Below are 26545 nucleotides of genomic sequence, written 5' to 3' on the forward strand. Positions count from 1 at the left end.
GAAAATATATTCTAAACGATAAAAACGAGCCAGTGATATATCAACTGACTCGTTTTATCGTTTAGAATTTTGAATATATATTACATATAAGCTTTTTGATATATTTTAATGCAATCATCTATCGTTAATTCCAAACGGTCACTTTGAAATAAAAATCCCATGGAAGTTTTGGCATTTTCTGCCATGGCAGGAAACTCATCAGGAGAAATTCCATAATCGGACATTTTTAAATTGGCAACACCACAATCTTGTTTCAGTTTCGTTAAGGCTGTAAGAAAATCAGATGGGTGAGATGCTTCCTGCATACCCATAATCTGAGCTAATCGGATAAAACGGTCATCACATGCATGGTGTGTAATAAACCAAGAAAAATAAGAAGTACTTAGCATAATTAATCCGGCACCATGAGGCAGCTCTTGATGATAGGCACTGAGAGCATGTTCTAAGGAATGTTGGCTTGATGTAGAACAAACGCACATTTCTATGCCGCCTAAATAATTGCCGAAGGCTATTTTTTCCCGCGCATCAATATTAGCACCATTGCGTATGGCCTCCGGTAAATTATGACTAATATGTTCAATGGCAGTTAAAGCAATCATGTCGCTCATAAGGCTGGCTTTTTTAGAGATGTATCCTTCAATATTATGGAATAAAGCGTCAAAACCTTGCAAGGCCGTGAAATGAGGAGGGACAGAAACCATAAGTTCAGGATCAACAATTGCTAATACGGGAAATAATAGTTCATCCTTAATCGGTGTTTTTTCTTTTGTTTCTGGATTCGTGATAACACCACCCATGTCTGTTTCTGAACCAGTGCCAGCAGTTGTGGTAATAGCTACGATGGGCAGTGGTTTATTGTTGATAGGTTTGCTTTTCCCAGTACCGTTTGTGATATAGTCCCAAAGATCGCCCTCGTTTGTAGCTACGACAGCGATTCCTTTAGCGGCATCCATGCAGCTGCCGCCGCCAAGAGCTACGAGAAAATCACAGTCAGCATCTCTGGCAGCTTTGCCGCCGGCCATGACGGTTGATTTCAATGGATTAGCTTCTACTTTGTCAAATAAAATTGTTTCTATACCGGACATATGAAGCTGTTCCTCTGTTCTGGATAAATATCCATTGACCTTGACCGATTTTCCGTTTGATGTGATAAGCATAGCTTTTTTGCCGGGCAATTGTTGCTCGTGCAGATGATTTAATTGTCCGGGTCCAAATAACGTCTTTGTTGGTACGAACATTTTAAAATTCATATTATATACTCCTCCTTTGTTGCAGCATATGTTGTTTTTTTATTATACCGTAATACTATCAAAAAATCTTGGAAAAATCAGACATGAATTAACCTGATTTTGATTTTTTCGAAAAAAACACTTACTATATGAAAAATTATGATAAGCCTAATCAAATTGCATGCTTATACTTTCCTGGTTATTCATGGAATAACCACCTTTTTCAACATCATCAAAATCTAATATCTCGTCTTCTGCTTTCAGCGGACTTAATTTTTTTATTATTCCATACGAGTTTTTTAGAGAGAGGTGATCCCCTTTTCCTGATAAAACCCATAACGTTTTGTATTTTTTAGGAGAGATAAGAAGCTCGTTTTCTCCTAGTCCATCTGTAAAATATACGAGCAAATCAATTTTTTTTGTATTCGCATATTCGAATACCGGAGAGAATTTTGTTCCGCCTCTGACATTGATACGCTCTTTTAGATCTTGAATTGTTCTGACAACATAGGTTCGTCTAATTTCATCATCACATTCAACAATGGTAATTTCATGATTATAATTTTGTACAATACGTAATACTTCCTGCATGGCTTGCTTAAATTCGCCATCACTGATACTGCCGCTAATATCAATGGCAATTATTATTTTAGCTTTATGATTTTTCAAATGACCAGGAAGGTCTAACCGTTCGGGCTGTCTCCTATTTCTTCGCGTTGTTGTTTTTTTTCGGTCACAGGTGATAGATCCCATCATTTTTTTTAAATATAAATTCCACGGCAATTCATATAAACTTTTTTTCAATGACGCAATCATACTTTCCAGATATTTTGGGATCATCCCTTTTTGCGAAGCGTCAATATATTTCTCTGTGAATTTTTTTAATGTTTGATTATCTAACTCATCAGAGTCATTCCAAATATCATGCGTTGTTTTTGGATCATATTTTGTTTTGATTTTTTCGTTTGTTTTGCTGTCTGCATCGGGTATGTTTTTTGTTTTTGTTAATGAATCGAGTGCGGTTTGGATATTGTCTGCATAATATTCAAAAGATTCAAACGGCAAAAGAAAAAGTGAATACGTCATGTTTATCCAGTGTAAGGTTACAGCATCGGGAGGTAAATGTGTTAAATATGTGTTTACGACAATGTCCATGGACATGTTTAATGCTAATTTGCTGTAATTATTTTTTAAATCTCTTGCCCGAAGAAGATGTAAAGATACAATATGCAATATTTCATGCTTAATGGTAGTTTCCATTTGCTCGAGTGTTAAGGTTAAAAAAATTAATGGATTAAAGTATATTACATATTTTGCATTTTTAAAGTTTACGGCGGTGGGACTGCTGATATCAAAACGAATTTTTCTTGTCATTTGAAATAAAAAATATCCGTAAAAATTATCCTTGTCTTCCATAAGTTTTACGTTGACTTTATCTATAAAATTAAAAAATTCTTTTTTATAATCTACTGGCACTATAATGGAAGCAGACGTATGATCTGACTGCTTTTTTTGGTAATCATCAATGAATGAATATGTTTTTTGGTATAACAGGGCAGCTTCACTGATAAAATAATTTTCCATAAAAATCACCTGATTGAATGATAGGTTTCAAAATATGCAGCTATAAAGGCTTCATTTTCTTTTGCATGTTTATATACTTTGGGAGCATTGTTTCGAATATCCTTCATGATGCCAATCATTAAATCTACAGGATACATTTTCAAAAATTTCATTAAGCGATTAATATACTCCTCTGGGTGACCGTTTTCTTTATCTATATCGGTATTTAATTGCTTTAATATGTTTTTTGCCGCTAAATATAATCGAGTGTGACTTTCTTCTGCTATTTTAGCAGGGAGGACATCGGAAATCGAATCTGTTGAGAATACATCTGCATAGGAAATAAGCGGACGATAATCAGCTTCTACAAAATTTACAAATTCTTCGGCAATGACTTTTCCCACATTGCCGCGGATAACATTAAAAAATACAGTTCTGGGGATAGTATTTTTATTTTTCTTATAAATTGAATACACTCTTGAAATCCGCTCATAACTTCTAGGTGTTGCATTAATATCATCATCATTGGTTTGATATAAATATTGAGGAAATGTGGAAATAAATTCCATAACCTTTTGTTCTATCCCTGTTTCTTCAGCCCAATCCAACCATTGTATATAATCGGGTTCCATATACAACCACACAAAGCGATTTTCTTGTGCAGCATCCATGTCGACCGCCTGATAATCATATGTATTGGAAGGATTCATGGCGGCAACAATTTTCACATCTTTTTGTAATACATATCCATTGATTTCTCTATTAAGAATAAGATTCATCAATTCTTGCTGTACAGCGTGTTCACAACGATTTATTTCATCAATAAATAAAAGGACGGTGTTTCCTTTTTCTATCTCTGAATCTATTTCCAGAAGTTTGTGATGCACGGCATATACAGTTGTTTTTTTCTTAGCGGCTAAACCGTTTTCATTGGGTTGTGTATATGTGTCGATAGTTGGCAGTCCGCCAATTTCTCCTTCTTTAAGGAGATTTCCATCAATACTAATAAGATGCCAGTTGTTTTTTTGCGCTATTTTTGCGGCTAACGCTGTTTTTCCAATGCCTGTTTCTCCGACGAGCAACGGAACTTCGCCAGCAGCTAATATTAAATCTACGCTTTTTAATGTATCTGTAAAATTCATTGTTATGTCCACCTATCTAAACTTTAATTTTTCATCAACGGTAATTTTTTTTGCTTTTTTGCTTCCATACCGATATACAAGCATTATTTTGTCTATGGGTATGAGCGCGTTATGTTTATCGATAGCACTGCAATTTATAAAATCCCGAATATATTTTTCTTCAACATCCTCCTTTGACAAAGTATCTTTTACTACTTGTTCGATATCCTCCTTTGACAAGTTTATTTCTTTGGGAATATATTTAATAACCAAAATATTTATTTTTAAGAACTCTAATATTTTACTTTTATCTAAGTTTTGTATAAAACGGAGAGCCTGTTCATTATTTTTGATTGCAATGCATTCGGCTTCATGAGAAGGTGATTGTATATATCTTAATGCTTCGTAATCAATGCGTACAGCTGCTTCTTGTGCTTTTTTACATGGATTTTTAATGTATTTAACTGCATCGTAATTTTTTTGTACTGCCAGTAATTGTAATTCTTCACTGGGATTTGTGACATATTTAATAGCCCAGCCTGATTGAGAAAGTGCAAGTTTGATTAATTCTTCCGATGGATTCTTGATATACTCTAAATTATTCCAGCCATTATAAATTGCTTTTACTAATAAATCTTTTGATGGGTTTTGGATAAATTGAATAGCACGGGCGGTATTGTTTATAGCTGTTTCCTGTATTTTTTTTGTGGGTTCAGTAATGTATTGCAATACAAGACCATTTTGCTCAACCGCTAATAATTTCATTTCATCTGTGGGGTTTTCTATGTGTTTTAAAACATAGGGATTATTTTTTATCATTTTTATATAGTTAGATTCGTCCATATCGTATATTTCCTTTCATACTTTATACATATAGATATTTAATTTATTATACCATAGAAATAAAATAGGCAGTATAAAATAGGTAACAGCAGATGCGGTATAGCAGTTAGTGATTTTTTTATATTGTGATTCTTTCTGATAGATGCTATGATATAAAAAATTTTAAGACTAAGGAGAAAATCAAAATGGAATTTTTTACAGAAAGTATGGATTATTTTGTTAGCCATGTCGTGCATGGTGGATTTCATGTTCATGTCGCTTCTTTGATTTTTTGTGTTATCATTGGTATTTTTCTTTTACAGACAGCATCAAAAGTTGTTTTTAGGATTATAGCAAGAAATAATGATGAATTATACAATTTGCTTCGTGAAATATGTGCGGGGACACCCACGTTGTTAGGCATTTTAGGCGGCATCTATGTAGCACAAGAATCGTTAGCAATACCACCGCATCCGGCTGCTTTTTTGGAACATATATTTCATGCGATTTTAATCATGACCATTGCTTTGGTTGTAGCACATATGGCTTCAGGATATTTGAAATACAAATTGGGAAAATCCTCGGAACAATTGGCTTCTACGTCCATTTTGGTGACCACTATTGACATAACCGTATATGCAATTGGCGGCCTGGTTTTATTAGAATCGCTGGGAGTGGCTATTTCTCCGCTGCTGACGGCTTTAGGTATTGGCGGATTAGCTACGGCACTTGCATTGCAGGATACGCTGGCAAATCTTTTTTCCGGTATTAATACATTATTATCTAAACAAGTTAAAATAGGCGATTTTGTTAAACTGTCATCAGGAGAGGCTGGTCATATTATTGATATGAACTGGCGCAATACAACAATTAAAACTACCACAGAAAATATGATTGTTGTGCCAAATCAAAAGATAGCATCTTCTGTTATTATTAATTATGCTCAGCCTTTTGCGGCTTGTTCTATTTTGATACCCATAGGTGTTGGATACGGCAGCGATTTAGATCATGTAGAAGCCGTTACGCTGGAGGTCGCCAAAAAAGTATTGTTAGATAATGAAGGCGGAGCAGCAGAATTTGAACCACTTGTCCGATATCGTGATTTTGGTGATTACAGTATTCACTTTGATGTAGTTCTTCGGGTTAAAACAATTATGGATCAGAATTATATTCGTCATCAATTTATTAAAGCTATATATGACCGATATGGGAAAGAAAAAATTATGATTTCTGTAAAAAATGCTGTCTGATGATAGACAGCATAAAAATTTATATATTTTTTTTATTATTCCGGACAGAGGGAGATTTGCAGGCCGTCCCTTTAGGTGATGATCCGCGGGCTAATGAAGCAAATATTCCGATAAAACAGGTAAAAGAAAGAATAATAAAGGACCAATGAACACCCTGCGTAATCGCTTGTTCATAACTACTCAAATACATTGTTGTATGGGAAAAAATTAAACTTACTACAGCCATACTGATCGCTTGCCCTAATATTCGCATCAGGGCTAGGACGGAAGACGCAATACTATGTTGCTTTTCTGGCGCCGCAGTTAGAATGGCACTTGTATTAGGAGTTACAAAAAGTGCGGCACCTATACCTAAAAAAATTAAAAGCAATATTGTCAAAGGAATTGAAATATTCGGTAAAAACGCAAATAAAAATAAGCAGGAAGCAGTAAGTGCCATTCCCGTGGAGGCAATATATCTAGGTTCATGTCGATCTGCTAAAGAGCCGGCTCTTGTTGAGCAGATCGACATTGTGATCGGATGAATAAGTAAAATAAAACCGGTACTGGCTGCATTGAGATGTAATACCAGCTGCAGTTGAAAAGATAGTAAAAATGTGATTGCATAGGTAGCACTATAATGTGCTAGTGAAGCTAAATTAGACATGGAAAACGCAAGATTATGAAATAGGGATAGAGGCACAATGGGGTAGGAAATTTGTTTTTCATGCCAGAGAAATACGGTAATTAAGGCAAGGCCTGTAAAAAACATATACTTTCCTACTAATATACTGTTAAAAGCGGATAACCCATATATGGTGCAAATAATAGCAGGCATACTGAGTAGACTTCCCGTCCAATCAAACATTGTTTCTTGTTCGCCGAACCATTCTTCCTGTATGGATGCCATGCAAATATAGGCGAAAAATAACGCGAAAAATGAGAAAAAGAAGACAGCACGCCATGATACATATTGTGTCAAAATGCCGCCGATGAAAGGACCAGCGGATAAGCCGAGATAGGTAGAAGCAGAACTGATTCCGATAACCTTGCCTTGTTCTGATGGATGACTTTCCAGCAAAAGCGGCAGATAAGAAGCGAAGACCAAAGATAATGCAATTCCTTGAAAGGCGCGAAAACCTGTTAGCAGAAAAACTGTCGGAGAACATGCAGCACCTAATGTAAAAATGGCAAAAGCAACCACTCCAATCATAAAACTGCGGCGGCGCCCTAATGTGTCAGATAATTTGCCACAGGGTAAAAGAGTGGCGGCGGTGCTGAGAAGGAATACCGTTATGATCCAGCTAAGCTGAGTAGCGGGTACAGCAAATTCGGAAGCCATTGTAGGAATAGCAACGTTAATAGAACTAGCCATAAAGGGACCGACGAAACAAGTGGTACAGGTTGCTATAAGGATGCGTCGGGAAGTATTCATACTATAGCCTCATTTTCGGTGTAAATTGGAAAAATAGCTATCACGGTGGTGCCCTTGTGAAGCGTACTTTCTAATTGCAATTTTGCACGATTGCTCTTAGCAATGTATTTAGCAATGGAAAGTCCCAATCCAGAGCCTCCGGTTTCTTTTGTTCTGGATGAATCCACACGATAAAACCGTTCAAAAACACGATGCAAATCTTTTTTCGGAATACCAATTCCCGTATCCCGCACTTTAAAATATACCTTGTTTTCTTTGATTTCGCAGGATAAATATATGAACCCTTCAGCAGGAGTATATTTAACAGCATTATCAATAAATATGCGCAGCATTTGTTTTACGCTGCCTGGTTCGGCATAAATTAATGCGGATTCGTTTTTTTCAAGAATAATTGCAGGGTGTTCCGATATAAGAGATGATGCGTTATATACTTCTTGCAGCAGATCGGCGGAGTCAGTCATTACAAAGTGTTCAGATAACGTGCCGCTGTTAGAGCGAGCAAAAAATAACAAGCGTTCAATGAGTTGTCGCATGTAGTTTGTCTCTGATTTAATTGCTTCGATACCTTCTGACAGTGTGTTAGGATCATTTTTTCCCCAGCGATCCAGTAAATCTACATAGCCAGAAATGACTGTAATAGGCGTGCGCAGTTCGTGAGATGCATTGTTGATGAATTGCTGCTGCTGTTTATATCCATATTCAATGCGATCCAATGCTTTATTAATAGTCAGGGCCAAATCGTAAATTTCATTTTTTTCGCTGGATAATGTAATACGTTTACCTAATTTATTTACTTCAATATTTTTTAATGTATCCCGAATTGTATTTAGAGGAGCTAAGGATTTTTTCATGACATAAATGCCGGAAAGAATCGTTAGTACTAAACTGATAAGGATAGAAGCTAACAGCTGTTTTGATAAAAGTGTGAGAAATGCGTTTTCTCTTGCGGCCCGCCGGGAAAAACGCAGATAATATCGCTGGCCGAGGGAATCGTCCCATTGGCGGTAATAGGAAAATCGGGTAGATTCATTTCCTTGTATGGTGTCAGGCAGCGATTGGGTCGTGTTATGTTCAATATATTCATCAATATAGCGATCGCTTAATTGTTTGACTGCATACGTGGGACTGTTGTCGAGAATCAGTTTTCCTGATGCGTCATACACTTGCAAATTAGTAAACGGCGGCAGTTTGGAATAGATAAAAATAGAGGTATCCATTTTTTTATGAGCATCTAAGTAAGATAGTGTTGTTTTGGAGCCCGATAACAAATCTTTGCCAATAGAGTCTGTTATAATGTAATGGACGCTGGTCACTGTGATAATTGAAACAATCAGCAAAATTGAAAAAACGATGATTGAATATAATAACACCATGCGGGCAAAAATAGGTAATGGGGATATAGAAAATATACGATGCAGTTTTTCGTTAATCTTTGGCCACATATCCGACGCCTCGGATCGTAAATATATATTTTCGTCCTACTGTTTCATCAATTTTACTGCGAAGGTATCGAACATAGACATCGACAACATTTGTATCACCGATATAGTCATATCCCCAAACTTCTTCTAAAATGCGGTCACGCGTCAGTACGATATTTTTGTTGCGCACTAAATAGGCTAACAGTTCAAATTCTTTTTTAGTCAGTGTAAAAACATCATTTTCTATCTGTACTTCATGTCGGTCTAAATATAAAATCATATTTTGCAGCTGGAGAAAATTTTCACTTAATCGTTCGGAACTGCGTTTTCGCAGTAAAACCCGGATACGGGCAAATAATTCTCTGCTATTAAAGGGTTTTGTCAAATAATCGTTAGCGCCTAAATCCAGTCCAGCTACTTTTGTTTCGATATCATCTTTTGCAGAAAGAATCAGAATAGGGACGGCTGACATTTCACGAACTCGTTGACAAATACTGAGGCCGTCTATATCGGGCAGCATGATGTCTAAAAGAATTAAATCAAAATGGTCTTGGCCTATGCGATCTAAAGCGCCAGTTCCGTTGTGTTCGATAATGCAGTCATAGCCTTCGTGCTCTAATTCAAGCTGCAGAAAGCGGCCAATCCGTTTTTCGTCTTCTACAATTAATACGCGATCCTTAATATTCATTAATAAAGCCTCCTGCGATATAGATATAGAATTAATCAATTATATACACCATTATACATGAAGTATGCGTTTTTTGATACTCTAATTTGCTTATTAGTAATTATAGATTGGTTAAAAATAAAAACAAATTTTAATCAAATTTTAATTTTTAAACAATTTACTTTTTGAGTATTTCTGTTACAATAGACACGTAGAAAGAATAATCTACGACACGTTCAAGATATAAGTTGTTCAATACCCCTCGAACACCCCTATCTTATATCTTGCAACATTGAGGTACTGTCTTCCCCCGATAGTATCTTACATTGAAAGGATCAGCTCCCCTCGCTGGTCCTTTTTTCTATGGGAAGGTATAAAGTATATTTATATATAATATTGACAGTACAATGCTTGTGGCTTTATACTATAAATTAGTTGAAATATAAACTAATTTATAGCGGGGAGGAAATCTATGAAATTATTAGATGATACTATACTTCGTAATATTGGAGCATTGTCCCGAAGTATTCACTCCATTAATGATATTTATTTTAAAAAATATCATTTACAGCGAAGTCAATTTATTTTTCTTACAAGAATATGTGAAAATCCGGGGATTAATCAGATTTCGCTTTCTAATATGCTGAAAGTGGATAAGGCAACGACGACCAAAGCGGTACAGAAATTGATGGCGGAAGGATATGTAACAAAAGAACGCAATGCTTTTGATAAGCGTGAATGGAACTTATATCCTTCAGAAAAGGCAAGACAGGTATATATACCTATTATTGCTGAAGAAAATCGGGATATTGCTATTTGTTTCTCCGGATTTAATGATGTTGAGCGTCAAACTGTTTGTACATTATTGGAACGAATGACAAACAATATAGGACAAGAATGGAAAAAATATAAAAGTTATAAGGTATAATCAGAAAGGGTTGGTATTATGGAATTGCGGCTGGCACAAGCAAGCGATATAAATAGGATATATGAAATTATTATGCAGGGACGTAATTTTCTCAAAAGATGTGGTGTAAATCAATGGCAGAATGGATATCCTAATAAAGAAAATATTATGGAGGATATTGAAAGACAGACAGGGTATATGCTATGTGATGCTGAAAAAAGTGCAGCCTATGCTTGTATTGATTTTGACGGAGAGCCGGCATATGATCATTTGAGGGGTACCTGGCTAGATCAAAATGACTATGCTGTTATTCATCGCATGGCAGTGGATGATAGTTATAAGGGACAAGGGCTGGCCAAACAGTTTTTTGAAAAAATTGAGACGTTTGTATGTGCCAGAGGTATTTTATCTATTCGGGTAGATACAGATAATGATAATAGTATTATGAAACATTTAATAGAAAAATCAGGATATGTATATTGTGGTACTATTTGGTTCGATAATAGTATAAAAATTGCATATCAAAAGCAACTGGGATTGGACAAAAGACCATGATAATAGGTACCATTGAGGTAACAACAGTATGTATCAGAGTTCATTGACTTTTTTATTATTTCGTGCCATAATGAGAATGATCAAGGGAAGGGTAACTTTTCCTACGAAATATTTTTTGGAGGTGAAATGAAATGCATGTAATTAGTGATGAATGCGTAAAATGCGGCTCTTGCGAATCCACTTGCCCAGCAGGTGCTATCGTTGAAGGCGAAGCAAAATACGAAGTAACCGATGCTTGCATCGATTGTGGTGCTTGTGAATCAGTATGTCCTACCGGTGCTATTTCTGCAGAATAATAGCATAAATAAGCAACTGTGCCAAAGAGAGACATGTTTATGTCTCTCTTTTTCTTTGCAGAGAATGTTGATTTGGCTGTATTGAATTTTAAGGATAACTGTGGTAGGATATATGCGTTATATAGATTAATATGTAAACATGTAGATACTAAAGATTTTTTAGGAGGATATTCTGTGCCTGTTTTTTTAATAGCTTTATTTATTGTAGCCTTAGACCAAATGAGCAAGTTTGTAATTCGTCAGTTTATGGCTATGTATGAGTCGATTCCGGTCATACCGGGATTTTTTCATATTACGTATATATTAAATAAAGGAGCCGCTTTTGGTATTCTGGAAAATCAACGCTGGTTTTTCTTAGCCATAGCCGTGGCATTGTTTTTTATATATTTTTTGTTTAGAAAAAAGATGCCGCAGGATCTGCTTGTTCACTGGGGTGTTGGATTATTGCTGGGTGGGGCATTGGGAAATGCTTTAGATAGATTTTTTCAAGGCGCGGTTACCGACTTTTTTGATTTTCGAATCTGGCCTGTATTTAATGTTGCTGATGTGGGGATTGTCATTGGAGTGTGTTTGTTGCTATGGTATAGTTGGAATCATGGCAAGGATTAGGAGTGTATGAATGATGGATAAGCATGTTTTTAAATCGGAACCGGAAGAAGCGGGAATTCGAATTGATATATATTTAGCGGCTAAAATGGGAATATCCCGCAGTTTTGCACAGCAACTTGTAAAAACGGGCGAGGTTGTGATAAATGATAAATCTGTCAAACCTAATCATAAAATTGGGAGTCAGGATATTATTGCAGTGCAATTGGAAGTCCAAGATGTGCTAACTGTGGAAGCAGAGGCACTTCCATTAGATGTTGTATATGAAGATAAGGATATCATTGTTGTAAACAAGGCTCGCGGCATGGTCGTCCATCCGGCGGCAGGGAATCCAAACGGCACTTTGGTTAATGCGCTGTTATATCATTGCCGAGGAGAGTTGTCAGGGATTAATGGTATTATCCGCCCAGGTATTGTTCACCGTTTAGATAAAGATACATCGGGTGTTATGGTGGCCGCTAAAACGGATGAAGCTCATCGAGGGTTAGCTGCGCAGATTAAGTCGCATACGGCATGTCGGACGTATTGGGCTTTAGTTCACGGTAATATTTCCGAAGAGCGAGGAACAGTGGAAGCCCCTATTGGAAGGCATCCTAAGGATCGGATTAAAATGGCGGTTACTTTTAAGCATGGCAGGGAAGCCGTAACACATTTTTCTGTTCTAAAGCGGTATGGAGAATATACGTGGATTGAATGTAAATTGGAAACAGGAAGAACCCATCAAATTCGTGTGCATATGGCATATATTGGACATCCGGTGGTGAATGACCCTTTATATGGATATAAAAAGGATAGATTTCCTATTTCTGGACAGGCACTCCACTCTCATTGTTTAGATTTAGTCCATCCTGTGACGGGGACTGTCATGCATTTTGAAGCACCTGCACCGACAGATTTTAAGGCGTGTCTGCAGCAAGCAGCAGCACAATCAAATAATGAATGAGGTATTTATGATGTGGAACAATAAGACACTGCTAATGGACGAAAAAGCTATAGGACGAGCTATTAGGAGAATTGCCCATGAGATTATCGAACATAATAAAGGGTTGGATAATACTGTTCTTGTAGGGATTCATACAAGAGGGATTCCATTGGCTAAAAGATTAGCAGCAGAACTAGCAGCGATTGAAGGAAGTCCGGTTCCTGTTTATGAGTTGGATATTTCGGCATATCGGGACGATCATAAAAAAAGCAGTATTAATACAGTCGGCAGCAGTCCCAATCGGTTCGATGCAGATGGGAAAACAGTTGTGCTTGTAGATGATGTCCTGTTTACGGGCCGTACAGTTCGGTCTGCTTTGAATGCAATTATGGAATTAGGCCGCCCGCAGTATATTGAATTAGCTGTTTTGGTTGATAGAGGACATCGTGAACTGCCAATTCGTGCAGATTATGTAGGAAAAAATGTTCCTACCTCGCGGAGGGAAGATATATCGGTGCAATTAGGTGAAATAGATGGGCAAAACCAAGTTGTTTTGCGGGAAGAAGTACGCGGATAATTCGCCGCGTGCTTTTTTGTCGTTTTTTTTATAATATTGTGAGGAAAACAGTAATATTTATTATGAAGCTACTAAGGAGGAGCGGCATGCTGCGGCGGTTTGGTAAAAGGGTTTGCGCTTTTTTTTTCGTTATAACCATACTATTTATGGGAAGCGGACTGTATATAGGAAATATAGCATATGAACATTTTCTTAGTGCACACTGGGATCAGATATTGGGAGTGGAGAATCATACACAGGATATCCGTCCTATACAACGGGCAGAGCGGCGATTTGGCTGGAGAAAAACCTATGTTGCAGCTTCTGACGGAACTCTTTTGCGGGGCACGTATATTGAAGCTGAAAGAAATTCACATCGTACCGTTATTTTACTGCATGGATTATACCAGAACCGATCTATGTGTTTGCCATATGCTGAAATATATCATAATTTAGGATATAATGTTCTTCTGGTTGACCTGCGAGGGCATGGCGAGAGTGGAGGGATGCATACAGAGTGGGGAATTCGTGAAGTCGGAGATATAGAGGCATGGGTACAATGGCTTAGAAAAGAAGATCAGTTATCAATAATAGGACTCCATGGAATTTCTCTTGGAGGTGCGATGGCATTGCTATACGCTGGCAGCGAACAAGGTTCACAATTGGCTTTTTGTGTGTCGGACAGCTCTTATGGCAATATACTTCAATTAGGAAAAGATAAAGCGTTTGATTGGCTTCAGGATCCTAAAGCTATTTGGGGGGTAAATATAGTAGCACCTTTTTTTCAAGCGGCTATGTTTTACCATACGCATCAATTTCTTTCCGATATAGAACCGCTGCGGGCAGTTACGCATATCACTGTGCCAGTTCTTATTCTTCATGGCAGTGCGGACGAATTGATTCCCGCTGCTACGGCAGAAGATTTATATCAAATGTGTGGAAGCAATAGTAAATATATATATATTTTTAAAAAGGCACCTCATGCTGTCGCCATTGAAAAAAATTATAATGAGTATCGCCGGGTTTTAACTGATTTTTTAGAACAAAAATAAACACTGTGAAAAGGATTACGATTAGTTTAACTTTTCTGCAGTGTTTATTTTTTTTTAAATATAGAATCAAAATACGGTATAAATAATTCGGCGGCTTTTTTTTGCAGTTCTATAGAAAAGTTTCTATATCGTGTTAATAAATCTACCCCTTCCACTGTAAGTGTTGTTCGTCCCCCTTTGGTGCCTCCCTGCCAGCGTTTTACCAAAGGAAAACCTAATTCTTTTTCTGAATTATTAATAAGATTCCAGCCAGAACTATAAGAGATTTGCATTTGTTTGCAGGCCGACAGCATGGAATGGGTATAATTGATGAGAAATAACAACATTGCAATCCGGGAATCAAAAAAATAATTTTCACCAGCTAATTTAATGTCGACAACCGGGCGTACAATTTGATGGTTATGATATGCCAGCAGCGCCTCGAAATCCTCGGGTGTATCCATATCATAGAGAATCCCTTTATCGGGGACTTCGACATACGATATATGGCCGCATTGCTGCAAAGTTTTACGAAGACCGCCGGGGGCGTTCGTATGGCATACCTTTTGTGCCACTGTGCTGGAAATCAAAATAGGGTGTCCTGGCAGGCCTTCATATGTTGGAACAATTATATCTCCAGGGGTGATAAGTAATTCTTTTATTGTATCAGCTGTAAATAAAGGTACATCAACAGGACTAAACAGAATGCGGCTGCATTGCGGATATAAATATTTGAGACCTATAACTGCGGAGTCAAACATTTCTGTTGATTCGGGATGATTGTTTCTTAAAAACATGACTTGATTTTGTGCGAGATGGTGTTCCAATTCGTCAGCGTGAAAACCCGTCACCACTACAATTATTTCTGTGCCCGCTTGTTTCAGCGTAGTAATAATTCTTTGGGAAACCGAAATCGCGCCTATGTTCAGCAATGGTTTAAAATCCCCCATTCTGGAGGACATGCCGGCAGCTGTAATAACTGCACCCAGTACCATTTATTCATTCCCTTCTTTCTCTTTAACATGTGCTTTTTTGAACGAAGCAAGTAATATTTAGATACATGTTGACGCTATGTAAAGCTGTTGGTAAAATCTAATTACAAAAATGAAACATAAATATGCGTTATTTGCAATTATCTTTATCGGGACCACTGCCGGTCAAGTCTTTTAGCTTGTCCACACCTTCCTTGCTGTAGAAAATCATTTCGACAGGTTTTCCATCTAACCCTTCCCCTTTTAAACGCAGACAATAGGAATTTTCATAATAGTCGATGGGAAGTTCTCTGATAAAAATTTTACCTGTTTTGGTATCTTTTATTTCTAATTTAACGGAAGAAGATGATATTTCCTTATATATAGTATCCAATAATAAACACTCCCTCTATATTTTATGAAGTTAAGAAGATTATACACTATTATACATAGAGGAGAAAAGCTTTATATTTGGATTTAATACTATAGAAAAAATTGTTTTATGGAATATCTGCATGATCTGATTCATGCAGGGGAATATGAAATTGGTATTACATAGGCATAGCATGAGGAGGAAACCTATATGATTAAGAAACCACTTATTATTAATGGAATTCAGCGAATTATTCTGGTTGAAGAGACGGAAACACTGGCGGCGGTATTGCGTGAACGATTACTGCTTACAGGTTGTAAAATCGGTTGTGGGCAGGGGCATTGCGGGGCTTGTAACGTTATTTTAGATGGAAAAGTAACGCGTTCTTGTATCGTCAAAATGAAACGAGTGCCGGATAATGCTAACATTACAACTATTGAAGGTATCGGGACGGTAAGTCATATGCATCCGCTGCAAGTTGCTTGGATGGCTGTTGGTGCTGCACAGTGCGGCTTCTGTACACCGGGATTTATTATTAGTGCTAAAGTACTTCTGGATCAAAATAACGATCCCTCTCGGCAGGAGGTCCGTGATTGGTTTGATAAAAATCGTAATTTGTGCCGATGTACCGGATATAAGCCGATTATTGATGCGGTTATAGAGGCGGCATCAGTTATACGTGGTGAAAAGACGAAGGAAGATTTAATTTTTAAATCGAATGGGGAAAGTATTGTCGGTACAAAATACATCCGTCCGTCAGCTGCTCAAAAAGTAACAGGTACTTGGGACTTTGGCGCTGATGATGCACTTCACATGCCGACAGATACATTACGATTAGCTTTAGTGCAGGCAAACGTATCTCATGCGAATATTAAAAATGTAGATACATCATCAGCAGAAACTATGCCTGGTGTATTTCAAATTATTACAGCAAAGGATGTACCTGGAAAAAATCGTATTAACGGATTGGTCATGCTGCCATTAAATAATAAAACAGATGGATGGGAACGACCGATTCTGTGTGATGAAAAAATTTTCCAGTTTGGTGATGCTATTGCTATTGTAGCTGCTGATACGGAAGCACATGCCAGAGCAGCAGCGGATGCTGTGAAGGTTGATATTGAAGAATTACCGGCCTATATGAGCGTTCCTGAAGCGATTGCACCGGATGCTATTGAGATTCATCCGGGAATTCCTAATGCATATTATGAAACAAATTGCATCAAAGGTCCGGAGTTTGATTGGAATACAGTACCTGATAAAAATATGGTTGAAATCGAAAGTTATTGTTCACGGCAACCACATTTACATTTAGAACCGGATTGTGGATATGCATATATTGATGAAGACGGCATGCTTGCGATTCACTCTAAATCCATTGGTATTCATCTTCATATGCCAATGATTGCTGATGGGATTGGCATTTCTATGGATAAACTGCGTATAGTTCAGAATCATACAGGCGGGACTTTTGGATATAAATTTTCGCCGACAAATGAAGCTCTATTGGGTGTTGCTGCTTTGGTTACCCAGCATCCAGTGTCTCTTGTGTTTAATCAATTTCAAAATATTACCTATACAGGCAAACGTTCACCTGCGTTTCTTCATATTAAATTAGCAGCTGATAATACAGGAAAGTTAAAAGCTTTATGGGGAAATAATTATGTGGATCATGGGCCGTATTCTGAATTTGGCGATTTACTGACGCATCGTTTGAGTCAATTCATCGGAGCTGGATATGGGATTGAGAGTATACGAAATAAAAATACTACTGTTTTTACCAATCATGCGTGGGGATCGGCTTTTAGAGCGTATGGGTCTCCGCAGTCTTATATGGGATCGGAAATAGCAATAGACTGTCTGGCAGCTAAAATGGGAATTGATCCGTTTGACATGAGAGAAATGAATTGTTATAAATCTTCCGAACATACTACAATTCCAACTGGATATGAGCCAGAGGTATATTGTGAGGAGGAACTTTTTAAAACAGCACGTCCGTTGTATGAAGCTGCTAAAAAACGGACAGCGGAAAAAAATGCTAAATCTGACGGCATGATAAAGTATGGTATTGGTGTATCTCTCGGGGTGTATGGCTGCGGTCTTGATGGGGTGGATAGTTCTAATGCTGAAGCGGAACTTATGCCTGATGGGACGGTAACAATTTATACAGCATGGGAAGATCATGGGCAAGGTGCCGATATGGGAGCTCTCGTTTCGGCTCATGAAACGCTGCGGCAAGCGGGAATTAAACCGGAAGATGTTCATCTTGTTATGTGTGATACAAAACTTGTTCTGAATGCGGGCCCTGCAGGTGGATCTCGTTCTCAAGTCATGAGCGGCAATGCCTGTCGACTGGCGGCAGAAAATCTGCTGGCGGCAATGAGAAAGAATGATGGAACCTATCGCTCTTATGAAGAAATGAAATCGGAAGGAATTGATACAAGGGTAAAAGGAGAATGGGTAGCTACTTTTTGTTCGGCACATCCTGTTGATCAGGCTACGGCGCAAGGAGAACCTTTCTCCGTTTATATGTATACGATTTTTTTACCGGAAGTTGCTGTTGATACAGAAACAGGTAAGGTCAAGGTGGAAAAATTTACTTGTGTTGCCGACGTAGGGACAATTATGAATCAACTGCTTGTAGAGGGGAATTTCTATGGTGGTTTGGTACAGGGTATCGGACTTGCCTTGTCAGAAGATTTTGAAGATTTAAAAGTTCATACAAGTTTGATTAAATGTGGGATTCCTTATCCAAATGATGTGCCGGATGATATAGAACTTCACTTTAATAAGACATACCGGCCTGAAGGACCGTATGGTGCGGCTGGTTGCGGCGAAGCGCCTTTAGATGCACCTCATCCAGCAATCCTTAATGCGATTTACAATGCTACTGGAGCACGTATTACCCGGGTTCCTGCAAAACCCCATGTTGTTTTGGAAGCATTGCGAAAACTGGAAAAATAATGCAGAGATAAAGCGTGCATGATACAATATAGAGAGGCGTATACTGCCTCTCTATTCTCTTTTTAATCGTAAGCTTAACTTGTGGAGAATCGTTATGACGATAAAAGAACGGTCAACAAAAATATATCGCACAAAGACTATGTTTTCAGAAGAAGAACTCATAGAAAAAGAACGTGTGTGCATTCATGAAGAACTGCCTTATTGCAGTGCCGCCTGTCCTTTGAAGTTAGATGTGAGAACCTTAGTGGGACAAATTGCGGCTGGAGATTTTACGGCGGCGCTGGCAGTATATACAAAAATTACCCCCTTACCGCATATTCTTTCCCAAGGTTGTGAAGCACCTTGTCAGAAATATTGCAAACTGTACGATATAGGTGAAGGTATTCGTATCACGGCATTAGAACGTACAGCCACCCAGATGGGAGAGATAAATAAAGGATCCGGTATGCTGCGGATGAAAAAGAAAAAAACGGCAGCTATCTTTGGGGAAGGATTATTTGCTGCTTTTTTTGTTGGCGAAATGGCTAGAAAAATGTATCCCGTAACGGTATACAGTAAATATGATAATATGTATGATATGTTAAAAGCGGCAGCACCTTTTGCTGATGAAGAAGGAATCGCTGAGGATGCCGCAGTTATAGCGCATACAAATATTATTTTTGTTCATGCCGAGGCACTTACTTCGGAATTCTTTGAACAGGAGCGGCATCATTATGATTTAATTGGAGTGTCTCCTTCTTTTCTCCAAATTCTGGGCGGCGAAGTGGATGAAACCGTTATGCTTTGGCATGCCGAAACGGTTATTTCTGCACCCATTGAACAACAAGATGTGATAGAAAACGCGTTTAATGCCCGAAAGGCGGCTTTGACAGCAGATCGTCTGGCCCAGAGATTGGCTCCGGAAAACAGCCGCGGAGAGGAAGGCTGCAAAGAAACTCGCTTATATACTAATTTAAATGGTATTGCGGCAAGCGCATCTCTTCCTTGCGGCATAGATGGGCGGTACACTCGAGAGAATGCGATTAGCGAGGCAAAACGTTGTATACAGTGTCATTGTGATGAATGCGTCAGAGGGTGTGTATATTTACAGCATTACAAAAAATATCCTAAAAAACTTACGCGGGAAATCTATAATAATGCCAATATTATTATGGGTGATCATATGATGAATAAACCAATTAATTCTTGTTCATTATGTCGGCAGTGTACGGTTACTTGTCCTAATGGATATAATATGGCCGATATTTGCTTGATTGCACGGCAGAACATGGTGACAACCGGGAAAATGCCGCTGGCACCTCATGAATTTGCTCTTATGGATATGGAATTTTCTAATACAGATGCTTTCTTGTGCAGGAAACAGGCAGGATATACGCACTGCCGGTATGTTTTTTTCCCGGGATGTCAAACTTCGGCAATTGCACCGGATACTGTATATAAAGCGTATGCTGATTTGACAAAGCGGCTTACCGGCGGCGTTGCATTGTTATTGGGGTGCTGCGGAGCTATTGCAAAATGGGCTGGGAGAGAATTAATGTATGCTGAAACCGTACGTATGTTAAATGAACATTTTGCAATATTGGGGCATCCTGTTATTATTGCCGGATGTCCTATGTGTGCAGATATGCTGAGCAAACATAGTCATGAACAGGTAATTGGCATTTGGGATATATTGGCGGAGATAGGATTTCCCGAAGGTGCGAAAGGTTTGGATTATCCGGTGGCTATGCATGATTCATGCGGAGCTCGCGGCAATATTCATATGCAGGAGACGATGCGGCTTATAGCGGAAAAATTGGGTTGTGTACTTATAGATACAGAATATTCAGGAGATTATTCACCTTGCTGCGGATATGGTGGATTAGTCATGTATGCCAACCGTGAAGTAGCACATGAAATGGCCAAAATGTGTGCGGAACGTTCTGACACACCATATATTACCTATTGTATGGCTTGTCGTGATCGATTGGCGCGGGAGAATAAAGAATCAAGGCACCTGCTGGAGTTGATATATAATGAAAATGCAGGAGTACCTCCTGATATAAGCGAAAAAAGATATAACCGGATTCAATTAAAAGAACGGCTGCTGAGAGAAGTGTGGAAGGAGTTGGTAGAACCTGTGGAATATGGATTTAAAGTTATATTTACACCGGAAACCCGCCGCATGATGGAGGATCGGATGATATTACGTACGGATGTTATGCAGACATTGCAATATATGCGTGAGACTAAAGAGGCTATTTTAGAAGAAAAAACAGGATTGCTCGTCACTAGGCATCGAGAGGGAAATGTTACTTTCTGGGTAAAATATGAGCAAAAAGACGATGTATATGTGGTACATTGTGCATATAGCCACCGTATGAATATTGTTACAAGATAATCGGGGGTAAAATTATGACGGCTGATAAGAACTATTATACGATGGATACGCAGGGAAATTTGAAATGTCTAAAATGCGGGGTGCCATTAGTAAAGGGAAAAGCAAAATTTATGTATTTAGATAACGGATTTCCTGTAGAACTTCCTGTATGTCCTATCTGTGGGTTTGTTTATGTTCCGGAGGAGCTGGCATTAGGAAAAGTATTGTCAGTGGAAAAGGCGTTGGAGGACAAATGAATAGACATCCTGGCGGTGATGAACATACGAAAGAGATGTTACGCTTGGCATCCGTTACAGTACCTGCCCGTATTTTGGATATGGGAGCAGGTGATGGACAGACGGTACGATTGCTGCGAGACTTGGGATTTTATGTACAGGGCATTGATTTAATAACAAGTACGGATGTAACATGGGGAGATTTTCTTCATACGTCATATGATGCGGAGAGTTTTGATGTTGTTTTGTCGCAATGCAGTTTCTTCATTTCAGGCAGAATACAGGAGGCCTTTACAGAAGCATATCGCGTAGTAAAGCCTCATGGTTTTTTGTTATATTCAGATGTAGGGATTAGGAATAGTCAGAATTTGATAGATAGTGTCGTAAATGTCGGTTTTCACATTATCTGTTTTCAAGATATGACAGAGATATGGCGGCAATATTACGTTGAATGTTTATGGCGCGGAGAGGATATAAGTAAACTATATTGCCCAATACCTAAAGGAAAATACGGATATTATATGCTGATATGTCGTAAGGAGGGATAATATGGAGTTATTTAGTAGAATATTAGAACTTTCCCGGCAGGGATTTTTCTGTTCGCAAATCATGATGATTTTGGCCTTGGAATCAGAAGGAAAAGAAAACCCTGATTTAATTCGGGCTATGGGAGGATTGAATGGAGGATTGGGATTTACAGGAGATGTTTGCGGTTGTTTAACAGGGGGGTGTTGTTTCCTTTCTTATTTCTTAAACAAAGGGGAAGCAGATGAATTGGAAGACCCTGCGTTAAGAGATGCTATCGCTGATTATATCCGATGGTTTCGTGATATGACGCAATCCGCTTATCATGGGGATACCTGTTATGATATAACAAAAAATAAGGCTGTAAAACGAATTGAAAATTGCCCGTCCTTGATTGAAGCTGCCATGGAAAAATGTATGGAGCTTCTTGCTGAAAGAGGTGTTATCTAATGCAATCGCTTATTTATATGAATAATGCTGCGACCAGTTGGCCGAAACCGGGTTGTGTTGCTGACGCCGTGTCGGAGGCATTATGCGCCCCGCCGGGATCAGCGAATCGCGGCGGTATTGAGGACTTCGATGTGTTTGAGGAAACACGAAAATCTTTGACCCAGTTGATGAAAGGACAACATTATAACCGTATTGCACTGGGAGCTAATTCTACATGGGGACTGAATTTGGCGATACAAGGGTTTCCTCTCAAGACAGGAGACACCGTCGTTACCACAGCGGCCGAGCATAATAGTGTGCTGCGGCCTTTGTACAAGCTTAGACGGGAGCGGCATATAAAAATTATATGGGTGCCTGTGGATGATGGCGGCCGAGTTTGTCCCGAATCTTGGGAAAAAGCTTGTTATACATATAAACCAGCATTATGCGTATTGACTCATGCATCTAATGTAACAGGTGCGGTTAACAATATTTGCTTACTTACCCATATTGCTAAGCAGGTAAATGCGACGGTGCTGATAGATGCTTCTCAAACGCTGGGGATGGTCCCCGTGCAAATTGATGATTGGAATATTGATATGTTAGCTTTTACGGGGCATAAATACCTGCTGGGGCCCCAAGGTACAGGCGGATTATATGTAAAGCCTGGTTTGCATCTGGAACCCTTGTTATGCGGTGGAACCGGGATTCAAAGTGATAGGAAAGAGATGCCTCCGGAAATGCCGATTCATCTGGAAGCAGGAACAGGAAATGAACCGGCTTATTATGGGTTATTGGCAGCTCTTCGCTGGAGTGAGGAAAATCCTGCGGATATAAAACGGATAGAGTTGCTGACAGAGCATTTGAAACAAGGACTTGCCGATACAGGGGCGGCAGTTATTGCACCGCAGGGAAAATGTACGCCTGTTGTGAGCTTTGTCATAGAGGGGAAGTCTGCTGCTGAGATAGGGTATATACTGACGGAAAGTTACGATATTGTTTGCCGCAGCGGTTTACATTGTGCTCCCCGTATTTTTACCGATCTAGGCTGTGATAGTACGGTGCGCTTGAGTCTTTCGCGATTTACTACAGAGGAAGAAATTAAAGCAGTGATACAGGCTGTTAGTAGTATCATGAGGTAAGTCACATGGATTTTGAATGCAGAAAAACAGAAAATTGTTTAGCAGATTCTCAGATATATGAATACAAGCTGCCTATTACCGTAAGAGAATTCAAAATACATTTGAACGGATGGACTGTAGAAGAAAATCATCGTTACCGCAGACCGATGATGATAGCGATGAATAGAGGACTACAAATTAAAGGGATATTAGACAGATATATTATTACTGTAAGGTTTCCTGAAGATACGTATAGTGAAGCAAAAATGTTTTTTGAAGCGTGGTTAAAAAATGAGGAGAATTGACATGACGAAAGACATATCAAGAACTCAAAGTGTTTGTCCTGTCTGTTTGCAAGTTGTTAACGCTAATATTCTTCAAGGCAAGGATGGAAATATTTATATGCAGAAACGTTGTCCAGAGCATGGCGTATTTACGGTACTGCTTTGGGAAGGAAGCATGGAGGAATATTTGTCTTGGGGAACATATGCAAATAACGATGATGTTATAACTGCTCCACGACCTGTTGACAAGGGCTGCCCTTATGACTGCGGTTTATGTCAGGGGCATCAATCCAATGGTTGTTGTGTTTTGCTGGAATTAACTAATCGGTGTAATTTGTCTTGTCCTGTTTGTTTTGCTGATTCCGGTTCGCAGAACGAACATGATATGACACTTCGGGAAATTAGTGATCAATATGATATGCTTATGGATCGCGGCGGGCCTTTTAACATTCAACTTTCTGGGGGAGAACCTACACTGCGTGATGATTTACCGGAAATCATACAATTGGGACGTAAAAAAGGCTTTACATTTTTTCAGCTTAATACGAATGGAATCCGCTTGGCAGAAGAAAAAGAATATGCGCATGCACTGAAAACAGCAGGTTTAAGTTGTGTATTTCTGCAGTTTGATGGATTTGCGAATACCACGTTTATGGTGCTCCGCGGCAAACTGCTTTTGGAAATAAAGCAACAGGCTATCGAACATTGCCGGCAAGCTGGACTGGGTGTTATTTTAGTACCGGTTATTGCACCAGGTATAAATATAAATGAGATAGGAGCATTGCTTCGATTTGCTGTTAATCAGATGCCTGTTGTCCGAGGTGTTCATTTTCAGCCGGTTAGTTATTTTGGCCGATGTGTTTTAAAAAATTCTGCGTGGCGGATTACCATTCCCCGTATGCTGCGGGAAATTGAAAAACAAACAAAGGGCTGTATGAAACAATCTGATTTTAGCGGCGGCGGAGCAGAAAATCCTTATTGCTCCTTTCATGCTAGTTATATGCGGTTCTCTGACCGCAGTTTACAAGCATTATCGCCTCGATATCATCAAGGGTGCTGCATAAAAGCTTCTGAAGCACGTGATTTTGTGGCTAGACAATGGAGTGGCAGCAATCTGGAAGATTTGCCGATAGAAAAAAAATGTTGTAAAAATTCATCCATGGAAAATACGGATTCGCTGGATGAATTTTTGGTGCAAGCTAAGGAAAATACGTTTACTGTGTCGGGAATGTTATTTCAAGATGCTTATAATTTGGATTTGCGTCGATTGCGGCGTTGTTATATTTGTGAAGTGGACAGCACATTTGGGATGGTTCCTTTTTGTGCATATAATATAACAGATGGCAAGGGAAAGGCTTTGTATAGAAGATGAAAATAACTTGTTTAGAGAACTATATGAAGAGAATAACTCAATTAGACCGATTGTCTCGGACTAGTATAGGCACATTTCAATTGACTGCATTGAATACCGTCCTGAAGCGGGAACATGCCCGGGACGGTTTTTATCGTATGCTGCCTTCTCATATTACCTCTTTGGAGGAATTGCAGTATTTTCCTTTTACAACATCCCGTCAGTTAATGGATAACAGCACTTCACTGCTTCTTTGTTCGCAGGCAGAGATTCAGCGGATTATAACTGATCAGACAAGCGGCACGACAGGGGTACCGAAAAGAGTGTTTTATACAGCGGGGGATTGTAAAAATACCTTGGATTTTTTTGTCGCCGGACTTGCTGAAATGGTGTTTCCCGGAAGCCGCACAATGATTTGCATGCCCTTTTCCGGGCCGTATAGTCTGGGAAGCCTTATTTCACAAGCAATAGAGCGGCTGGGAGCCGTTCCTATCAAGGCGGGTACGGAATGTACTTTTGGGGAATATTCGACTATATTACAACAGCAAAAACCGGATACATTTATAGGAATGGCAGCTCCCTTATTATCTATATTGCGATTTTGCGGTTCCTATGCATTAAAACGGGCCTTATTGAGTGGTGATGCTTGTCCTGAAACGGTAAAATCTGCGATTGAGCATTTTGGAATTGTACTTTTTCCGCATTATGGCTCGCGGGAAATGGCTTTGGGCGGAGCTGTAACTTGTGCTGCTCATGAAGGAATGCATGTCAGGGAAAATCATGTCATTGTTGAAATTATTGGAGAAAAAGGGGAACAATTGCCGCCAGGAGAATATGGGGAATTGGTTATTACGACAATTGGAATGGAAGCGATGCCGCTTATACGTTACCGTACGGGGGATATAACACGGATTTTTCCGAATCAGTGTCCTTGTGGAAGTGAGATTATACGACTGGATCATGTTAGAAGGAGCAATCATTACATGGAACTGTTAGATAATATTCTTTTTTCTTATGAATGGCTGGTAGATTATTGCATTACGATAAGTGCGCAGATTGTTGATATACGGATCATTACTTTATCAAAATCAAAGTTAGAAAATACGATCAATAGCAAAATTACAGAAATTTTTCCGGGAAAAGAAATACATCTATCTGCAACCCCTTGCGATATTTCTGATACATTATTTTATCGGGGGAAACGGGGCATACAAATCTGTTGAAAAAATAAAGCTTAGTGTAAAATAGTTCTCGGTAAGATATTGCAAAAAAAAGAAAAGACCTAGATAATAGATATATTGCCTAGCCAGCAAAATATATCACAACCGAAGGTCTTCTCATGGAATATATTATAGCAGAAATTATCAAAACAATAAAGGAATCCGATACCGCGATCATACGCGAAACAAAATTATTGCAGCTGTTTATGCGGATTTTCACAGAGGCACTGGTTTGTGCGTTAGAAATCATGGATACAGAATTGGTGGAACAGTACAAGAAACAAGGATATCAGATAGAACGGCGGGATCGCCGTACGATACAAGGACTATTCGGCACCGTTACCTATCAGCG

The 26545-nt window shown here is 38.8% G+C and carries 27 protein-coding genes; 18 read left to right on the forward strand and 9 right to left on the reverse strand.

All coding sequences use genetic code 11. The annotated features are described in order from the left end of the window. Positions 1–80 precede the first annotated feature (80 nt). The 4 genes from BLR11_RS09275 to BLR11_RS09290 all read right to left on the reverse strand — a co-directional run bounded on the left by BLR11_RS09275 (position 81) and on the right by BLR11_RS09290 (position 4756). Complete coding sequence (locus BLR11_RS09275; protein ID WP_091651089.1) at positions 81–1250, reverse strand: iron-containing alcohol dehydrogenase; 1170 nt, start codon at positions 1248–1250, stop codon at positions 81–83. A gap of 147 nt (positions 1251–1397) precedes the next feature. Then, on the reverse strand, positions 1398–2813 hold the full coding sequence (locus BLR11_RS09280; RefSeq protein ID WP_091651092.1) for a vWA domain-containing protein: 1416 nt from the start codon (positions 2811–2813) through the stop codon (positions 1398–1400). A 5-nt stretch (positions 2814–2818) separates the two neighbouring features. Then, positions 2819–3934, reverse strand: coding sequence for an ATP-binding protein (locus tag BLR11_RS09285; RefSeq protein WP_091651095.1), 1116 nt, complete (start codon positions 3932–3934; stop codon positions 2819–2821). A gap of 12 nt (positions 3935–3946) precedes the next feature. After that, positions 3947–4756 (reverse strand): hypothetical protein, encoded by an 810-nt coding sequence (locus BLR11_RS09290; RefSeq protein ID WP_091651097.1) that lies wholly within the window; start codon positions 4754–4756, stop codon positions 3947–3949. Positions 4757–4941: 185 nt separating this feature from the next. Between BLR11_RS09290 and BLR11_RS09295 the strand changes: the two genes are divergently transcribed. Beyond that, positions 4942–5985 carry a mechanosensitive ion channel family protein gene (locus BLR11_RS09295; protein WP_218118764.1) on the forward strand — a complete coding sequence of 348 codons (1044 nt, stop codon included), beginning with the start codon at positions 4942–4944 and terminating at the stop codon, positions 5983–5985. A gap of 19 nt (positions 5986–6004) precedes the next feature. Here BLR11_RS09295 and BLR11_RS09300 read toward each other — a convergent pair whose 3' ends face one another. Genes BLR11_RS09300 through BLR11_RS09310 form a run of 3 tightly spaced genes read right to left on the reverse strand, consistent with a single transcriptional unit; the run spans position 6005 to position 9508 of the window. Next, on the reverse strand, positions 6005–7399 hold the full coding sequence (locus BLR11_RS09300; RefSeq protein ID WP_091651100.1) for an MFS transporter: 1395 nt from the start codon (positions 7397–7399) through the stop codon (positions 6005–6007). Next, positions 7396–8841, reverse strand: a complete 1446-nt coding sequence (locus tag BLR11_RS09305) for a HAMP domain-containing sensor histidine kinase (protein WP_091651103.1) — start codon at positions 8839–8841, stop codon at positions 7396–7398. Before BLR11_RS09305 ends, BLR11_RS09300 begins: the two co-directional genes overlap by 4 nt. Then, positions 8825–9508, reverse strand: coding sequence for a response regulator transcription factor (locus tag BLR11_RS09310; RefSeq protein ID WP_091651106.1), 684 nt, complete (start codon positions 9506–9508; stop codon positions 8825–8827). The genes BLR11_RS09305 and BLR11_RS09310 overlap by 17 nt, the downstream gene beginning before the upstream one ends. Positions 9509–9959: 451 nt before the next feature. Between BLR11_RS09310 and BLR11_RS09315 the strand changes: the two genes are divergently transcribed. From BLR11_RS09315 to BLR11_RS09345, 7 genes are all read left to right on the forward strand, one after another. Next, positions 9960–10415, forward strand: coding sequence for a MarR family winged helix-turn-helix transcriptional regulator (locus tag BLR11_RS09315; RefSeq protein WP_091651108.1), 456 nt, complete (start codon positions 9960–9962; stop codon positions 10413–10415). 18 nt (positions 10416–10433) lie between these two features. Further along, on the forward strand, positions 10434–10949 hold the full coding sequence (locus BLR11_RS09320; RefSeq protein WP_091651110.1) for a GNAT family N-acetyltransferase: 516 nt from the start codon (positions 10434–10436) through the stop codon (positions 10947–10949). 131 nt (positions 10950–11080) lie between these two features. Continuing rightward, complete coding sequence (locus BLR11_RS09325) at positions 11081–11245, forward strand: DUF362 domain-containing protein (protein WP_091651112.1); 165 nt, start codon at positions 11081–11083, stop codon at positions 11243–11245. Between the two features lie 174 nt (positions 11246–11419). Then, on the forward strand, positions 11420–11854 hold the full coding sequence (gene lspA / locus BLR11_RS09330) for a signal peptidase II (RefSeq protein WP_091651170.1): 435 nt from the start codon (positions 11420–11422) through the stop codon (positions 11852–11854). Between the two features lie 13 nt (positions 11855–11867). Beyond that, entirely contained in the window at positions 11868–12794 is a 927-nt protein-coding gene (locus BLR11_RS09335) for an RluA family pseudouridine synthase (protein WP_176762941.1), read from the forward strand. 10 nt (positions 12795–12804) lie between these two features. Beyond that, complete coding sequence (pyrR, locus tag BLR11_RS09340; RefSeq protein ID WP_091651117.1) at positions 12805–13350, forward strand: bifunctional pyr operon transcriptional regulator/uracil phosphoribosyltransferase PyrR; 546 nt, start codon at positions 12805–12807, stop codon at positions 13348–13350. Positions 13351–13436: 86 nt separating this feature from the next. After that, positions 13437–14381 (forward strand): alpha/beta hydrolase, encoded by a 945-nt coding sequence (locus BLR11_RS09345; protein ID WP_091651118.1) that lies wholly within the window; start codon positions 13437–13439, stop codon positions 14379–14381. Positions 14382–14425: 44 nt separating this feature from the next. On the opposite strand, the gene BLR11_RS09350 is transcribed toward BLR11_RS09345, so the two are convergent. Continuing rightward, a complete protein-coding gene (locus tag BLR11_RS09350) occupies positions 14426–15355 on the reverse strand; it encodes an NTP transferase domain-containing protein (protein WP_091651120.1) in 930 nt (309 codons plus the stop codon). Between the two features lie 127 nt (positions 15356–15482). Continuing rightward, on the reverse strand, positions 15483–15725 hold the full coding sequence (locus BLR11_RS09355) for a hypothetical protein (protein WP_091651122.1): 243 nt from the start codon (positions 15723–15725) through the stop codon (positions 15483–15485). Between the two features lie 189 nt (positions 15726–15914). On the opposite strand from BLR11_RS09355, the gene BLR11_RS09360 reads away from it, so the two are divergent. From BLR11_RS09360 to BLR11_RS09405, 10 genes are all read left to right on the forward strand, one after another. Continuing rightward, positions 15915–18668 (forward strand): molybdopterin-dependent aldehyde oxidoreductase, encoded by a 2754-nt coding sequence (locus BLR11_RS09360; protein WP_091651124.1) that lies wholly within the window; start codon positions 15915–15917, stop codon positions 18666–18668. 94 nt (positions 18669–18762) lie between these two features. Further along, positions 18763–21048, forward strand: coding sequence for a pyridine nucleotide-disulfide oxidoreductase/dicluster-binding protein (locus BLR11_RS09365; protein ID WP_091651128.1), 2286 nt, complete (start codon positions 18763–18765; stop codon positions 21046–21048). 14 nt (positions 21049–21062) lie between these two features. Beyond that, positions 21063–21284 (forward strand): DVU_1557 family redox protein, encoded by a 222-nt coding sequence (locus tag BLR11_RS09370; protein ID WP_091651131.1) that lies wholly within the window; start codon positions 21063–21065, stop codon positions 21282–21284. Next, positions 21281–21811: a class I SAM-dependent methyltransferase gene (locus tag BLR11_RS09375; RefSeq protein WP_176762938.1), complete on the forward strand. Its 531-nt coding sequence runs from the start codon at positions 21281–21283 to the stop codon at positions 21809–21811. The genes BLR11_RS09370 and BLR11_RS09375 overlap by 4 nt, the downstream gene beginning before the upstream one ends. A gap of 1 nt (position 21812) precedes the next feature. After that, positions 21813–22238, forward strand: a complete 426-nt coding sequence (locus BLR11_RS09380; protein ID WP_091651138.1) for a DVU_1555 family C-GCAxxG-C-C protein — start codon at positions 21813–21815, stop codon at positions 22236–22238. After that, positions 22238–23359 carry an aminotransferase class V-fold PLP-dependent enzyme gene (locus BLR11_RS09385; RefSeq protein WP_091651141.1) on the forward strand — a complete coding sequence of 374 codons (1122 nt, stop codon included), beginning with the start codon at positions 22238–22240 and terminating at the stop codon, positions 23357–23359. The genes BLR11_RS09380 and BLR11_RS09385 overlap by 1 nt, the downstream gene beginning before the upstream one ends. Before the next feature lie 5 nt (positions 23360–23364). Then, entirely contained in the window at positions 23365–23643 is a 279-nt protein-coding gene (locus BLR11_RS09390; protein ID WP_091651143.1) for a hypothetical protein, read from the forward strand. Position 23644: 1 nt separating this feature from the next. Beyond that, positions 23645–24994 carry a radical SAM (seleno)protein TrsS gene (gene trsS, locus BLR11_RS09395; RefSeq protein ID WP_218118765.1) on the forward strand — a complete coding sequence of 450 codons (1350 nt, stop codon included), beginning with the start codon at positions 23645–23647 and terminating at the stop codon, positions 24992–24994. Positions 24995–25017: 23 nt separating this feature from the next. Further along, positions 25018–26196, forward strand: a complete 1179-nt coding sequence (locus tag BLR11_RS09400) for a DVU_1553 family AMP-dependent CoA ligase (RefSeq protein WP_176762939.1) — start codon at positions 25018–25020, stop codon at positions 26194–26196. A gap of 116 nt (positions 26197–26312) precedes the next feature. Continuing rightward, a partial coding sequence (locus BLR11_RS09405) for a UPF0236 family transposase-like protein (RefSeq protein ID WP_176762940.1) occupies positions 26313–26545 on the forward strand: 233 nt, incomplete at its 3' end.

Origin of the sequence: Megasphaera paucivorans, from assembly GCF_900103535.1 — a bacterium.
Taxonomy (GTDB): domain Bacteria; phylum Bacillota; class Negativicutes; order Veillonellales; family Megasphaeraceae; genus Megasphaera_A; species Megasphaera_A paucivorans.

Excerpts from the sequence above, each read along its gene's own strand:
- BLR11_RS09275 (WP_091651089.1), bottom strand. The coding sequence starts at position 1,250 with ATGAATTTTAAAATGTTCGTACCAACAAAGACGTTATTTGGACCCGGA.
- BLR11_RS09280 (WP_091651092.1), bottom strand. The coding sequence starts at position 2,813 with ATGGAAAATTATTTTATCAGTGAAGCTGCCCTGTTATACCAAAAAACA.
- BLR11_RS09285 (WP_091651095.1), bottom strand. The coding sequence starts at position 3,934 with ATGAATTTTACAGATACATTAAAAAGCGTAGATTTAATATTAGCTGCT.
- BLR11_RS09290 (WP_091651097.1), bottom strand. The coding sequence starts at position 4,756 with ATGGACGAATCTAACTATATAAAAATGATAAAAAATAATCCCTATGTT.
- BLR11_RS09295 (WP_218118764.1), top strand. The coding sequence starts at position 4,942 with ATGGAATTTTTTACAGAAAGTATGGATTATTTTGTTAGCCATGTCGTG.
- BLR11_RS09300 (WP_091651100.1), bottom strand. The coding sequence starts at position 7,399 with ATGAATACTTCCCGACGCATCCTTATAGCAACCTGTACCACTTGTTTC.
- BLR11_RS09305 (WP_091651103.1), bottom strand. The coding sequence starts at position 8,841 with ATGTGGCCAAAGATTAACGAAAAACTGCATCGTATATTTTCTATATCC.
- BLR11_RS09310 (WP_091651106.1), bottom strand. The coding sequence starts at position 9,508 with ATGAATATTAAGGATCGCGTATTAATTGTAGAAGACGAAAAACGGATT.
- BLR11_RS09315 (WP_091651108.1), top strand. The coding sequence starts at position 9,960 with ATGAAATTATTAGATGATACTATACTTCGTAATATTGGAGCATTGTCC.
- BLR11_RS09320 (WP_091651110.1), top strand. The coding sequence starts at position 10,434 with ATGGAATTGCGGCTGGCACAAGCAAGCGATATAAATAGGATATATGAA.
- BLR11_RS09325 (WP_091651112.1), top strand. The coding sequence starts at position 11,081 with ATGCATGTAATTAGTGATGAATGCGTAAAATGCGGCTCTTGCGAATCC.
- BLR11_RS09335 (WP_176762941.1), top strand. The coding sequence starts at position 11,868 with ATGGATAAGCATGTTTTTAAATCGGAACCGGAAGAAGCGGGAATTCGA.
- pyrR (WP_091651117.1), top strand. The coding sequence starts at position 12,805 with ATGTGGAACAATAAGACACTGCTAATGGACGAAAAAGCTATAGGACGA.
- BLR11_RS09345 (WP_091651118.1), top strand. The coding sequence starts at position 13,437 with ATGCTGCGGCGGTTTGGTAAAAGGGTTTGCGCTTTTTTTTTCGTTATA.
- BLR11_RS09350 (WP_091651120.1), bottom strand. The coding sequence starts at position 15,355 with ATGGTACTGGGTGCAGTTATTACAGCTGCCGGCATGTCCTCCAGAATG.
- BLR11_RS09360 (WP_091651124.1), top strand. The coding sequence starts at position 15,915 with ATGATTAAGAAACCACTTATTATTAATGGAATTCAGCGAATTATTCTG.
- BLR11_RS09365 (WP_091651128.1), top strand. The coding sequence starts at position 18,763 with ATGACGATAAAAGAACGGTCAACAAAAATATATCGCACAAAGACTATG.
- BLR11_RS09370 (WP_091651131.1), top strand. The coding sequence starts at position 21,063 with ATGACGGCTGATAAGAACTATTATACGATGGATACGCAGGGAAATTTG.
- BLR11_RS09375 (WP_176762938.1), top strand. The coding sequence starts at position 21,281 with ATGAATAGACATCCTGGCGGTGATGAACATACGAAAGAGATGTTACGC.
- BLR11_RS09380 (WP_091651138.1), top strand. The coding sequence starts at position 21,813 with ATGGAGTTATTTAGTAGAATATTAGAACTTTCCCGGCAGGGATTTTTC.
- BLR11_RS09385 (WP_091651141.1), top strand. The coding sequence starts at position 22,238 with ATGCAATCGCTTATTTATATGAATAATGCTGCGACCAGTTGGCCGAAA.
- BLR11_RS09390 (WP_091651143.1), top strand. The coding sequence starts at position 23,365 with ATGGATTTTGAATGCAGAAAAACAGAAAATTGTTTAGCAGATTCTCAG.
- trsS (WP_218118765.1), top strand. The coding sequence starts at position 23,645 with ATGACGAAAGACATATCAAGAACTCAAAGTGTTTGTCCTGTCTGTTTG.
- BLR11_RS09400 (WP_176762939.1), top strand. The coding sequence starts at position 25,018 with ATGAAGAGAATAACTCAATTAGACCGATTGTCTCGGACTAGTATAGGC.